Source organism: Chryseobacterium daecheongense (assembly GCA_027920525.1).
Lineage (GTDB): Bacteria > Bacteroidota > Bacteroidia > Flavobacteriales > Weeksellaceae > Chryseobacterium > Chryseobacterium proteolyticum.
The window spans coordinates 1,517,978-1,532,269 of the sequence record CP115858.1; the positions used below are offsets into that span (position 1 = coordinate 1,517,978).

Annotated in this window: 12 protein-coding genes; 6 read left to right on the plus strand and 6 right to left on the minus strand. The window is 35.9% G+C overall.

Annotated features, from left to right (window positions below; translation table 11 throughout):
- The first annotated feature begins 3 nt into the window (after positions 1-3).
- On the plus strand, positions 4-2,406 hold the full coding sequence (locus tag PFY10_06660; protein WBV58122.1) for a hypothetical protein: 2,403 nt from the start codon (positions 4-6) through the stop codon (positions 2,404-2,406).
- A gap of 161 nt (positions 2,407-2,567) precedes the next feature.
- On the opposite strand, the gene PFY10_06665 is transcribed toward PFY10_06660, so the two are convergent.
- Entirely contained in the window at positions 2,568-3,179 is a 612-nt protein-coding gene (locus PFY10_06665; GenBank protein ID WBV58123.1) for a DUF4142 domain-containing protein, read from the minus strand.
- Between the two features lie 467 nt (positions 3,180-3,646).
- On the opposite strand from PFY10_06665, the gene PFY10_06670 reads away from it, so the two are divergent.
- The 4 genes from PFY10_06670 (at position 3,647) to PFY10_06685 (ending at position 6,862) form a co-directional block, all read left to right on the plus strand.
- Entirely contained in the window at positions 3,647-5,269 is a 1,623-nt protein-coding gene (locus PFY10_06670; GenBank protein ID WBV58124.1) for a hypothetical protein, read from the plus strand.
- Positions 5,270-5,432: 163 nt separating this feature from the next.
- Positions 5,433-6,146: a 2OG-Fe(II) oxygenase gene (locus tag PFY10_06675; protein WBV58125.1), complete on the plus strand. Its 714-nt coding sequence runs from the start codon at positions 5,433-5,435 to the stop codon at positions 6,144-6,146.
- 76 nt (positions 6,147-6,222) lie between these two features.
- Entirely contained in the window at positions 6,223-6,501 is a 279-nt protein-coding gene (locus PFY10_06680; protein ID WBV58126.1) for a metal-binding protein, read from the plus strand.
- A 184-nt stretch (positions 6,502-6,685) separates the two neighbouring features.
- Positions 6,686-6,862 (plus strand): hypothetical protein, encoded by a 177-nt coding sequence (locus PFY10_06685; GenBank protein WBV58127.1) that lies wholly within the window; start codon positions 6,686-6,688, stop codon positions 6,860-6,862.
- Between the two features lie 78 nt (positions 6,863-6,940).
- On the opposite strand, the gene PFY10_06690 is transcribed toward PFY10_06685, so the two are convergent.
- The gene (locus PFY10_06690) at positions 6,941-8,449 is read right to left on the minus strand and encodes an adenosine kinase (GenBank protein WBV58128.1); all 1,509 of its coding nucleotides are present in this window, start codon (positions 8,447-8,449) and stop codon (positions 6,941-6,943) included.
- 294 nt (positions 8,450-8,743) lie between these two features.
- Positions 8,744-9,910: a cupin domain-containing protein gene (locus tag PFY10_06695; protein ID WBV58129.1), complete on the minus strand. Its 1,167-nt coding sequence runs from the start codon at positions 9,908-9,910 to the stop codon at positions 8,744-8,746.
- Positions 9,911-10,146: 236 nt separating this feature from the next.
- Here PFY10_06695 and PFY10_06700 point away from each other — a divergent pair, with 236 nt between their 5' ends.
- Complete coding sequence (locus tag PFY10_06700) at positions 10,147-10,788, plus strand: FadR/GntR family transcriptional regulator (GenBank protein WBV58130.1); 642 nt, start codon at positions 10,147-10,149, stop codon at positions 10,786-10,788.
- A 127-nt stretch (positions 10,789-10,915) separates the two neighbouring features.
- Here PFY10_06700 and PFY10_06705 read toward each other — a convergent pair whose 3' ends face one another.
- From PFY10_06705 to PFY10_06715, 3 genes are all read right to left on the minus strand, one after another.
- Complete coding sequence (locus tag PFY10_06705; protein ID WBV58131.1) at positions 10,916-11,521, minus strand: hypothetical protein; 606 nt, start codon at positions 11,519-11,521, stop codon at positions 10,916-10,918.
- 1 nt (position 11,522) lies between these two features.
- Positions 11,523-12,023, minus strand: a complete 501-nt coding sequence (locus tag PFY10_06710) for an RNA polymerase sigma factor (GenBank protein WBV58132.1) — start codon at positions 12,021-12,023, stop codon at positions 11,523-11,525.
- 124 nt (positions 12,024-12,147) lie between these two features.
- On the minus strand, positions 12,148-13,485 hold the full coding sequence (locus tag PFY10_06715; protein WBV58133.1) for a retropepsin-like aspartic protease: 1,338 nt from the start codon (positions 13,483-13,485) through the stop codon (positions 12,148-12,150).
- Between the last annotated feature and the right edge of the window lie 807 nt (positions 13,486-14,292).

Here is a 14,292-nt window from a genome sequence, read left to right on the forward strand (position 1 = left end):
TTTATGAAAAATATCTTCTTTTTAATGCTGATTTCAACGGTTCAACCCTTATTATCACAAACCAAACTGGAAAAAGCAATCACTAATCTTGAAAATAATTACGAACAGGAAAAAGTATACCTCCTTACCGATAAACTTCAATATGCAGCTGGAGACCAGATCTGGTTTAAAGGTTTTGTATTTGACGGTTACAACCGTTCGACATTATCCACCACCCTGTTTGTGGAATTGTACGATTCCGATAAGAAGTTAATAGACTGGAAAACAGTACTTCTTACCAATGGCGAAGGCAGCGGAGATTTCAAGCTTAAAGCAGACCTTCCGGAGCAGGTTTATTTTGTAAGGGCCTATACTCCGTACATGACGAATTTCAGCGATGATTTCCAAATTGTTAAAACCCTTCCGGTTTACAATCCTACCTCAACTAAAGCATTAGAAGTTGCTAAAAATTCAGATTGGTCCGCCAAAGCGTTTCCTGAAGGTGGAAACTTCATTAATGGTACACCTACAAAATTTGCTGTAAGACTTTATGGCAATGTTTCTCTTCCGGAAAAATGGAGTGGAAAAATAATAGACGTACAAAATCCAGATGTTCCTATAACCACTTTCACCTCGCTTGATAAAAATGTAGCTTCTTTTAAAATAACGCCGGCATCAGGAAAAAAATACCAGGCCATCATTGAAGATAATACAGGAAAAAAGCAAACCATCAATTTACCCGAAGTTACAGACAGTGGTCTCCATGTAGAAGTTTCCAGCTCGAATGAAGGGATAAAATACAGTTTAAAAGGAGTCAATTTAAAACAACAGCTTCAGAATTATAAAATTGTAGGGACCATTAATAATCACTTAGCTTACAAAGCAAATATTACCCAATCAACCGGTGAAGTCTCAAGCACGATCCCTACAAAAATCAGCAATGGGGCCAATGGTGTTTTACAGCTGGCTATTTTTGATGAACAGGACAATCTGGTCGCAAAAAGACTTTGCTTTATCAAACCGAATAATTTAAAGATTGAGAAAGCAGAAATTGTTGGCCAGAATTTAAAAGAAACACCAAGATCTTTCAACAGTATCGACCTTTCACCGGAGTCTTATTTTAAAAATTATACGGTTCTGGTAAGTGAGGATGACGGAAGTAACACAACTGAAGAAGAGAATATCCTGAGCAGCCTTTGGTTAACAGGAGATCTTTCTTCAAAAATAGACAGTCCAGCCCAATACTTCTCTAAAAATGCTAATACCGAAGCATTGGATGCCCTGCTTATTTCTGAAAACTGGAAAAGATTTGACTGGAATTCAGTACTTAGCGGAACGCTTCCCGCCATTAAAGCCAATTCTCAGAAATTTCTTTCTTACAGGATAAAACCCCTTAAAGACAACGCCCTGATGAGAGATACCAATGTAAATGTAGTTCTGAAATTAGGGGAAAACGAACCCAGTATCAATCAGTTCAGAACCGATCAGATGGGATATGTTTATTTGAACAATCTTAGTTTTAATGAACCCCTGAACGTTTCCGTATTTGCAAATTCTGAGAAGGGTAAGGAATCAGAAAATGATCATTTATTCGTGACGGTAGAACCCTTGGTTATCCCAACACCCTTTAAAGGAAGCTTGCCGGCTACGAAATACACATTGGTAACAGCCACTGAGAATAAAAAACTTCCTCCGGCCATTTCAAAAGCCATCAACACTCAGAAAAATATTAAAAAACTGGAACATATTGATGTCCAAATTGAAGAAGTCCAATTAACAGGAAAAAAGAAGGATCCCAAAGAAGAATTAAACAAACAACTATCCTCGGGAATGTTTAGTTCCGTGAATTCCACTATATTCGATTTCGTTAACGAGGACCAACATATCGCCGGATCAACCAATATATTGGACTGGCTGCAGGGAAGAGCTGCCGGTTTAACATTCCAGAGAAATAACTCAGGGATCAATGTGCCCTATATCCGTGGTCAGCAAGCCAAGCTTTACCTGGATGAAACTCCTACCGATGCAAGTATGATCACCAGCCTTCCGGTCAACAATATTGCCATGGTGAAAATTATTAAGGGTTCCGGACTAATCGGTAACGCAGTACTCATCTATACAATGAGAGGCAATATGAAATCTAAAAGTAACGAGAAGGATCCTCAAAAGAATAACCTATCGGTTATAAAGGGATACGACAAACCATCAGAATTTCCTATTGAAACACTGGATACGGATGATCCTGCAAAGAAAATTGAAAATGATACCAGGGAAACACTTTACTGGAATCCTAATCTGTATGACAGTGATTATGTTCCTCCAAGAATTAAATTCTTCAATAATGACACCGCAAAACAATATAAGGTATTGATCATCAGTTTTGATGAAGATGACAATATTCTGTATGAAAACAGGGTATTTAAATAGTATTTATCTATCTCCAAATAAAAAGATTCGAAAACTGCACGTTTTCGAATCTTTTATTATTTGTTATTCCGTAAGATTAATAAAATAAAGCCACAGGATCGAAAAAAACGGTTCACACATCATTCTAAGATTTACGTTTCTTACAATTTGTGGCTTTATTTTTACTTTATTCCGGATTTTGTTTTTTGTGCTTCCATTAAATGGTGATCCAAAGTTGGCAAGGTTTTGCTTGCAAATGACTTCAGTGAAGCTTCCTGACCATCAGCAGCTTCTTTTTTGAACTCTACAATATCTTCTTTGTGGTCACTCACCATAAGATCACTATACATACGATCGAATTCTGCTCCTTTTTTAGACTTCAGCTCATCGTATTTCTTTTGTTTTTCAGCATCTAAACTTGTTGGTAAAGTATAACCAACTGTTGATGCCCAGCTTTTTAGTTCTTCATTCGCTTTACTGTGATCTTTTACCATCATTTCACCCAGGTTTTTTACATTTTTGTCGGATGCATTCGTCGCGGCAAGCTTCCCCATCATTACCTCCATCAAACCTCCCTGAGCTGCCCCATCGGCAAATTTCTTATCCTGATCCGAAAGGGAGACTTTGGTATTGGTAGTGCCTGTTACAGTGGTAGAATCGGCAGTAACAGCTGGTGAATCAACGGAGGGAGCCACTGCTGTACTGTCCATCGGTTGATTAACTGTCGTTGTTTCGCTTTTCTTACAGGCCAACATCGTGGAAACTGCAAGAAGGGTTAAAATTGAATTTTTCATAATATAATTAAATTGGTTTGGTCAGTAAAATAAAAAAATCATCCCTTACACCGGAGAAGATCATTTCTGTTTCACATCGAATTTAGAAAAGTAAAACCGGATACTTTATGACCTGAATCATATTCATCAATCACTTTTTATCTTTTTTATGTTTCTCAAGGGGTAAATCTTTCTTATGGTAAAACATTGTAAAACCAATACCTCGGTAGTCTAAAACCTATATGCTCAATTCATTAAGAAAAAAGAAAACGATACCCCAACCCAACACCTGATTTACAAAAAATAGGGGTATGCCCTGACCCACAAATTCAATTTTCATAGGAAATTAGCAATACAAACCTGGTTTATGGAGATGTTTCGGGATTCAGTTCAATAGAATTCCAGAATCATAATGTCCCATAAGATGGAAAATCAAACCACAAAAATGGAGAGATGGAAATATTACATATCGCTTAAGAAATAATACTATGAAAGAAAAACTTGTAAAGCAAAAGGAAGAACTATCTCAGATACGAACTATTTTACAAAGCCTGGATATTGACAACGATGAAAGATTTCAATGGGGTTCAGAAGGATCACTACAGGACTATGAATATGACTTAAAGATTGTAAAAAAAGATGTCAGCTTTTACCTGAAAGAGGATTTGTATTACATAAACCGTATAAGGCAAAATTACATCTCATCTGCACCCGATACGGAAGAGCAAAAAATCTTAGAAGCTGAGTTAAGCAGAATGAAAAAAATGTACAATTATAAGATCAATTATCTGACTATTATGTCTCACCTGAAAGATATGGAGGATAAGCCTAAGATTGAATTGGCTAAACTTGAAAAAAGATACTCAGATCAAATTCGCCAGCTGGAATATGAACGTTCCAGACCAATACATTTCAGGCAACGTACCCATGAAGGATACAAGAGGAAAATAATCAGAAAGTCTGAGCGATCATATGACCAAAAAATAAAAAAAACAAAAAAAGACCTCGAAGATGAGAAAAAAGAAACAGCTATCAGGATAAAAAAAGAAGAAAAAGAGCTGTTCAAAGAAGTTACTCAGTTTCTGAAAATTGATGAACGTTATATATCGCTTATAAAATCCGGTGTTATGTTATTGCCTAGTGATTCACGCCTGGCAGCAATTTTCCCAAAAAACCGGTGGCTCACATTCAACAGTTTCAACAAAATTAACAGACATGAGATCATGCATCAGCATGCGCGCAAACTTTTAATGAAGCATAATTTGTTTACAGGAGAAACAGGCATATTACCTGGTAGCAGGAAAGGATGTATTTGTATTATGTACATTAAAGAGGGACATATGAAAGATCGTAGTGGAGCAACTTTCAGACCCGTCTTTGGAGCCTCTGGTATCAGGCCTTATGGTGAAAAATTTAATTTAGAAGAAGTACAGATTGAAAGAAATAGTTATATCAGCATGGGAGTCCCCGATCCCATAGATGCAGCCGGTAATTCTTATGAAAAAACAGTCGAAAGGTTACTTAAGCACGTGGATATTATGCAACGCCTTGGCATAAAACCACCTTCAATGCAATCCAGCTTATATTTCCTGCAAACTCCCGAATATAGGGACAATAAAAATAGACAAAACAGGATCACTATGCTTGAAAACTGGATGCCAAGTAACTGTGCTGAACCAGCTATTATGACGGCCATTTACCAAATGTACAGCCGGCCGGCTGATATTTACCTGTCCGTACCTTTTGAAGGTTATTTGTCTGAAGGGAAACTTTTACTTAAATATACCTGTGCGAGGTGTGCCCTATCGGAACCTGCTTTCATGTCACCAGTCGACACAAGCACAGGACAAAGGCTTACCGACATGCGCTTACAGAGTAATAGATCGTTCCTGATAAGCGATCGTATATTATCTGAAGGGCTATTGTATAATCATGCCAAGAAGAAAAACAATGAGGAGGACAAAGCTCATCCTTATAGTAAAAAGGATGTTGCTATAAAACGTACAGCTCTTCTCAATCAGGCATATGGTTTTGAACATGTAAAACGTGGACACGAGCAAGTCGCTATGGATACCACAATGATACTCATGATAGGCCTGAAATTTAAATAAAATAGATACTGACCATATACTGCAATAGTAAGATGCGGATATCCATATGGCTGCAACAATAGCATCGTTAAAGAAAATCCACATCAATTTTAGTACAATACCGCAAGTTTCGGATTTCTTATTTCTCTGTGTAAAGCTAATTTTACTTCATAAAGATCATGATATGAAAGATATAGAAAAGAGGCTTGCTGCGAAGGATTGGCATTCAGTAAAAAGGGAATTGCACGATAAGGGTTTTGTGATTGTCCGGGATATATTAACAAAAATGGAATGTGACAATTTAATTGCTTTATACAATGCAGACAACACGTACCGCAAAACCATCAATATGGAACGATATCGTTTTGGCCGGGGAGAGTATAAATATTTCCAATATCCTTTACCTGAACTCATTACCACGATCAGGGAACAGGTATATGCTGAAATAGCACCGGTGGCCAATCAGTGGATGCAGGAACTTGCTATTGAAAAAACATTCCCTTCCACACATAAAGAGATGAAAAAGCTCTGTATGGAACATAACCAGGAAAAGCCAACAGTATTAATATTAAAATATAGTGAAGGTGGATTTAACACCTTGCATCAGGATCTGTATGGTGAAATTTATTTTCCGATGCAGATCGTTTTTATGCTGGATCAGACAGAGGAAGATTATACAGGTGGAGAATTTGTTATAACAGAGCAGATTCCCCGTGCGCAATCCAAAGCTAATGTATTAAAACCCAACCGGGGCGATATGCTGATACTCACAACCAATTTCCGTCCGGTGAAAGGGTCTAAAGGGTATTACCGGGTTAATATGAAACATGGTGTAAGTCCGGTTCACAGTGGACAAAGGCACAGCCTGGGTATTATTCTCCATGACGGATTGAGTTAAGTCTTACCTCCATCAAAACGATTTAAAAGACTTTTTGAGATAAAAATAAATATGGAAACCAATATCAAGCAGTAAGATGATAAAGCATACCGATCTCGGCCAGACTTCCGAGGAAAGAAAAAAAGCGCTCAGCTCTATGATCCGTAATGGCGTTATAACACTTGGTGGTTATAAAAAAGCAAAGATTTATGGTTTACTTTCATGTTCTTCAGGTAAAAGAATGAAGACCGAAAACCGTGTTTTCTTTAAAAACGAAGAAGAAGCGCTTACATATAACTATAGGCCTTGCGGAAACTGTATGAAGGAAAAATATGAGGAATGGAAAAAGAAGACTAGTAAAGTGAGAACCACATAAGAATCATCGAATCATACATAATAAAAGTGAATATTAATCCTATATTGCTGTATCCATTATTAAATACTTTGAAAAGGAATTTACGTAATCCTCATTCGCTCCTCACATCATATTTTAATAAAGTTTATTTATGTATATTGGATATGTATTTTTTATAAAAAAATAAAAACTAAATACCAATTTTATGAAAAACTTAAAAAACTTATCCCAAAAGCTCACCAAAAGAGAACTGAAAAAAATTACAGGAGGAAATGATCCGGATCTATCTTATCCGATGTGTACACCAAGACAATGCGAGACGCTTGATATGAAATGTGACCGTCTTAACAGCTGTCCACCACTCTATCCGGATCCGGACTAGTAATGAAACATTGTGATCCACTCACATAAAAAGCATCATTATTTAATGATGCTTTTCTTATATTTATAGTATATCTGATTACTTAAGCCTGCCATTCATCTCCTTAACAAAATCATCCCATTGTTTATTCAGATACGTCAATGACCGTTTCTTTTCACTTTCATTCAGAGACGAATAATTAATCGAATTAAAAACAAGCTTCTTCAGGGCTTTTACATCAAGTTCCCAATATATATACGCAACCCAGAAATCATATCCAAGACCTTCGTATCCGTAAACACTAGGATCATCACTGTTAATGGAACACTGTATTCCGTTACTTAACAAAACTCTTGCAGGATGATTTCTCAGATCACTCACATATCCTAAAACCTGGTTACTGATCGGGCTAACCTCAACAAGCTTATTTTGTTTTTTGATCAGTTCCATAGTTTTGGGAAAATAGATCAAATTCAAACCATGTCCGATTCTTGGGTTATCCAGTGATGCAATGTCGATCATATTTTTATTAAAGACAGAAACGCTTTCCCCTGCATGAAGGAAAAGAGGCATCTTTACGCCATACTTTTTACTGAGTTCATTCAGCTTCGCCCAATCTTCCCGAAAAGAGTAAATACTATTCCCGGCAGCCTCATCGGCCACAAGGTCAAAACCTGAAATAACATCCGGAAATTCTTTTTTAAGTTCAAAAGCTGTTTCAAGTTGTTTTCCTACAGCCTGTGGGTCTAAAAATTTAAAACTTGAATAAATTAATTTCAGACTGAATTCCGGGTACTTTTTCTGTATCTCTTTCACTACTTCCTGTAAATCTGTGACTGAAGTTTTCAGAGGGTATTTTCCATGCTGAAAATCGTACAATTCATCAAAAACATATCTTATTTCTACATGCTGTACTTTATTTGCCGCTAAATCTTCAAATCCTTTTTTATAATACTCTTTGAAAAAAGGACGGTAAGGCAACAGGAGGCTTATCCTTGTAAAGCGTTTTTCAAATTCAATCCAGTAATCCGAGTACGTACAGAGTGATTCCCTCTTCAGCAGAAGAAGTTCTGTCAACTGTTTTTCAAAGCCGGGTTCGGAACTCAATTTTTGATCAAGGCTGACAAATCCTTTTGGGACTTTCCCATCTTGAAAAAACGCCAGCTGCCCGAAAATAAAATCTTTGGTATCCGCCTGATCATAGATATAGCATTCTTTATATTTTCTTGCTGCAGCAATTACCCATTTTGCATCCGTAATCCCGCCACTATGCGTATGCAGCAAGCCTCCTTTAGGCATTGATTGAAAGATCTCAAATAATCTACTGCTTTCAATCAGAGGTTTTAATTCATTAAATGAGCTATTATACAAAGATATTTTTTGCTTTTCCGCTCCGGCCAGGAAATCTTTTCTTATCTGAAATAACTTTTGATCCAAAGCAATTTCAGCATCGGATAACTTTACATCAGCATCGAAAGCAATTGCTTTATTCTGCTGTTCAAGCTGCATCCAGTTTTGTTGATACGTAGAATTTTCAGCCACTTTGCTTTGGCATCCAAATAAAGGAAATCCAAAAAATAACAGATAAGTAATATATTTTTTCATCATAATATCGAGGGTTATATGGCACAATTCGGCATGCCTAAGAATTAATTATTATCAAAAATATAATTAATTTTTTGAGTAAAACAACTTCAACCTGGCAGAATCTCAGATAAAATAAAGGAATGCAGTCGGTAAGAACTGAGTCTCAACGACTTTATTTTTGATACTCCTGATTTATATTTTGTTCTTTTAGGATCATCAAAATTATTTCAACCTGAATGCACCCCAAACAGCATCTTATTAATAAGGCTTCTGAGATTATACTTCAGAAGCCTTATTTTTCCATATTTTCCAAAACTAAAAAATTCCTTTTTTGTGATTTGCTATTTTAGCCGTCTGGGCTGGGGTAATTCCAAAATGATCTTCAACAAGTTGCGCTGGATTAGAGGCCAGCCAGTCATTCAAGGATATATCCTGATATTCGTCAGAGTTGAAAACAATAATCAATTTAAGGGTTTCAGTGCCGGTGTTTTCTATATAGTGACCGAAACCTTGCTTGATAAAAGAAACCATACCTTTTTTATAAGGCATTGTTTTTACCCGTCCATGTGAACCAAAAATACTCAGATTTCCCTGTCCGCTCATAACGTATTGCCACTCGTCGGCATTAGGATGCCAGTGCAGTTCACGGATTGCTCCTGGTTCGATATCCATCCGTAAGGCTGTTAAAGTCTTTTGAATAGGGAATTCCTGAGCAGATACTTTTATAGTAGAACCACCAGGATATTTTTCATAAACACCATCGGTCTCCATGCGAAATTTATGGGCCGCATAACTTGGAGGTATATTGGGATCTATGTTTTGTGGTTTTTTGGCTGTGGCTATTTTCCCCGTACCAATATAAAGCTCTTTATGAGGAGAGGATGCAAATGCATTTGCCGGTAATCCGGAATTGCGTGCCAGTATCTCAGGAGAGAGATGGTTGATCCAGTCTGTGGAACTGAAAGTTCCAAATTCAGAAAAGTGACCATTGTCAAAGACTAATAAAAACAGGCATGATTGATCACCAATACACTGCAGGCAATGTCCGTGGCCCTTCGGGAAATACCAGATATCACCTTTCTCGAAATCATCTGTTGCCGTAGTTCCATCCGGAGCAACAACAGTTGTACGTACACTTCCTTCTAACACATAAGCCCATTCTGCTGCGATTGAATGCCAGTGTAATTCACGGAAGCTACCCGGGTTTAACCGCATAATTACTCCTGCAATACTTTGCGATACCGGAAATTCTTCTACAGTCGCTTCTTTGGCTGTACCACCGGGACCTACCCAGCCCTTACTTCCATTTTCAATGTCGTATACAAAATCTTCCAATTCTTCTACCTTGGGATCGTTTGACCCATTTTTTACTGAAGTTTCGGCCTTTTTTGGAATTAATAAATCTAGGCCTGTTGATGCTGTTACCAAACCAAAGCTTGATAAAGATACTGCGGAAAGAAATCCACGTCTTGTTGTTGCCATATCTTTTTATATTAATATTAAAACAAATGTAAAATTTAAATATGACATCCCAAAGCAAAACATCATATGTTTTTAAAAAACATCATATGTTTAATTTTTATACTTATATAACTGTATTGAAAGGCGTTTGATGGTAAAATAATATTTTCAACGAGTCCAACTACCTCAGAATCCTAAGGAATTATATGATGTTTACCAGAAATGTCGTATGTTTGCTGTAAAGGAGTTAGCGAATCATGAAACTTTATGAAAAGGTAATTAGTCTGATAAAGAAAGATATTTCTCAAGGGAAATACAAAGCGGGGGAAAAGATACCTTCCGAACCTGAACTGATGAAGTTATATGGTGTAGGTCGTTCCACGATCAGAGAAGCGATTAAAACCATGGCCATTTCAGGGATTCTGAAAGTACAGCAGGGATCCGGGACTTTTGTTAATAACAGCTTCCAGGAGGTCAGCATTGAGCAGCGCTTAAGACGTGCAGATTTTGATGACGTCAATGCAGTAAGGAGACTTCTGGAGAAGGAAATTGTAAAATTGGCCGCACAAAATCGTACTGAGGAACAACTTCAGGAGATCGAACAATATTTAGAAAATCGCAGACTGGCTATTCATGCTGAAGACGCTCAGCTTTGTGCCGATACAGATATTGCTTTTCATACAGCGATTGCCAAGGCTTCCTCAAATACAGTATTATCTGATTTATATTACAGTTTCACCTTAATCATGCGTAATTTTTTTCTTGCAAGAGAAAAGCAAGGAATCAGCCGTTTTGCAATGAATCATCATTTGCATGAACAATTATTTAAAGCGATTAAGAACAAAAAAACCAACCAAGCCCAATTAGTTCTTCAAAGAATTCTGGACAATAACTATTAAGATTTTTTGATATACACCAGCCGTTATTTGTGAATCTTGTGTACAACAATAGCTACAGCTAATAATTATTGGACAGTTTCACTTTTAAAGAAAACAATAGCCCCTCTGTATTTCAGAGGGGCTACCTTTATTGCATTTCAGCTAATACATCCTTCAGTTTTTTAAGGTATTGTCCAAAATATTTATTAAATGTGTATTCACTGATCAGATAATGGAATCCGAATATCGCCGCATATATACATAATCTGAGAGGAAAATCAATTTTAGCCAGCAGGTCAAGTCCCTGAATCCAATCTACCCTATTATATCTGAGTAAAACTTCCGAAGAAATGATCAGCAATAAAAAAATGAACCTTGTTGCTATAAGATAACGACCATTGCTTTTGATAAGTTTCCTGATCTTCATTTCAATATCTTTCTTTACCGGGCCATTAAACGTTTCCAAACCATTGATCATTTTTAAATTAAAAAAATGATAAATGATCATTACAGGCAGAATGGCGGCCGCCACCCATATAAAAAAACTGTTTCCCGTTTTATTTGCATTTATGCCTGCAATTATTAAAAAAACGAAAAGAGCAGGTAAAATCATCAGCTGCTTTTTTGTTCTTTTTTTGAGGGCATCAAGTGGGGAGGCTATCCCTTTTCTAGTAGCAGAAATAATATCAAATTCGTTCTGATCTACATTTACTGAAATTGTTTTCCAGTTGTTTTTCAATACATCTAATTCCATCTTATTTGTTGTTTGTTAAGGTTCTTAATTTGTCTTTAATCCTGTTCATCTTTACTCTCAACGTTGCATTGCTGATCCCCAGAATCTCTTCCATTTCATCGTAAGATTTATCTTCCAGGTACAACATTACAACCGATTTTTCCACATCATTCAGTTGTTGTATCGCTACATACAACTGTTGATGCTGTTCTTCTTTCAATCCCGTATCTTCTTCATAGGAGACCTGAACGTACTGCAGTTCAATATCACTGATCTGAATAGAACGTTTCGGTTTGGAAAGACTCATCAGAACCGTATTAATAGCAATCCTGTAGAGCCAGGTACTGAATTTTGACTCACCTCTGAATTTCGGATAAGATTTCCACAACTGAATAATAATATCCTGATACATCTCCTGAATAGTATTGGGATCATTGCTATACATCCTGCAAACCTTATAGATTAAAAGTTTATATTCTTTTAGCCTGAGCTCAAACTCTAATTCTAAATCTGTCTTTTTCAAATCTTTAGATTTTAGCTATTTGTTACCCGTTGTAACAAAATGTTACGAAATAATTGATCTAAAAAAATAATCCCTCCTGATGTTTTCCGGAGGGATTATTTTCTAAATCTTTTTCTAATTTATATTAATCAAACTTAATGAACATCTGATCGAAATTCATCGTCATTTTATTAAATTTTCGGATAACATCCTGCCCTATATTTCCATACACGGTTTCTTTATTGATCTTATCTTTTAATAAACGGATATCCCTTAATTCGATTTCTTTTCCAAGGATATGGAAAGTATGATTTATTTTAAATCCATCGTATTCGGCTTTTCCACCAGCTCCTCCCATGCCGATCTTACTTACTTTATAATGCTCATCGATTTCTTTTTTATTCTCCTGGTAAAAGGGAGCATATAACATCGTCTGATCTGCTCCCGTATCAAAACTATAGTGTTTTTCATCTATAAAAATAAGAGGTGAAAGACCGTCGATCGCCATATTGGAAGGACTACTTATTTTGGTTTCAGCCTCCGGTACAATAAAATAGTCATCCTGTGTCAGCTGTACTTCACGAAGTGCTTCAATAACAGGAAATCCAAGAATGCCATTGATCTGGTATTTAATTTGCGGAAAGCTAAGCGCAGTATCTGCAAACACCAAAAAAACAGCATTTTCTATGATGACATTCCCTAGCTTAAACTTTTCACAAACCGCCAGGTCAGCCTTTACGGATATACCGGTAATTGCATCCACATCTATGCCTGCGGGAATAATCCTCATTTTCAAACGCTTAGCCGCAGATTCTGAAATAGTAGATATATTAGCTCCCGTATCGAAAATAAAATTCATAAAATCGTCACCAATCTGCACTTTGAGATTTTTTAAATTAGCCACATCTTTTTCCATTTTCATGTTTGTACTCCCTTTCATCGTAACTTTCTGACGAGGCTCCTTTTCAAGTGCCGTCCAGATTTTCAGGTTATTCTTCAGATCACTCCTCTCTTCTTCTGTCAATATCTGATCATATTTTTTCAGGGTATTCTGTACCGCAGTTTTTGCTCCCGCATAATCATATTGCTTCATACTGTTATCCTCTTTGAGATGAGATATTTTCAACAGTAGTGAATCTGGTAACGTTATTGTTTTCAACTCTTCCAGTTTCAAAATCTTCAGGTTAGACTCCCGGGGCTTATTGAATGCATTATTAAGAATCGCTTCCGTAAAGTATTGGTATTCTACCGGCAATTTTTTCCTGGCTGTTGTAAAAATTTCACGTGCACTAAAGAAGTTTTTTTTCTGTATTTGCGCATACAAACTATTAAATTCAGAATTATGGGTCTGGCTAAAACTAAAGCTACAAACGAACAGGAAGGTCGTTACCATAATTCGACAGAAAATCTTATTCTTATGAAACAACTTTCCTCTTTCTAAGTTTTTTCTAAATCTTTTAAACTTAATTTTATAATTTTTCATACTATCAAACTTTTCATTAATAATTTAAATAGTTAGTCCGCTAATTTATTAAATACAGCAATGCTACACATATAAATTACTTAAAATTTTAAACACTTACCTTCAATCCATTTTCCCTGATCATCCCTATTATCAATAATTTTGTCATATTGTTGCTGCAACCCTGTTCAATTATCAGCACTTAAACTGACCAGCTTGGTACAAAATTATTGAAGCAATTCATCGAATTGATTCTTATTCGTTTTGTAAAAAAGACGACGTTTTTAATATTATATTTTTGTAATACAAAAAACAAATCCCTACCCGTTGAAATATTTAATTTTTATTTGTACATTTGCGTGACGTTACCGAATAATTGTAAACATTTTACAATTGAAGTAACACAGATTGTACCCGTTTAATGACCGGAATAAAAATTTAAGAAACAGATAATTAGCATTATTTGGAGTACGGATTTTATGATATGGATGTGACCATCTTTATACAAAATCAACTGAATTTTCTACCAATTCAGCCTGCTCATTTTTTCCAAATATACCCCTATTTGTATGTTATCTTTTTGTAATATTAAAAAAACAAATCTCCACCTATTGAAATATCACATTTTTATTCATATATTTGCTTAATATTGCTAAATAATTATAAATATTTATAATTATTATCACATAGATTGTACCAGTTTTTTCATAAGAATAAAAATATAAGTTTCAGGTGTTTAATGATATTTGAAGGCTAAAAAGAGTCATTATTAAAAAATCATTACCAAATCGCCTTTATTATTAAACATATCACAGAATTAATTATTTT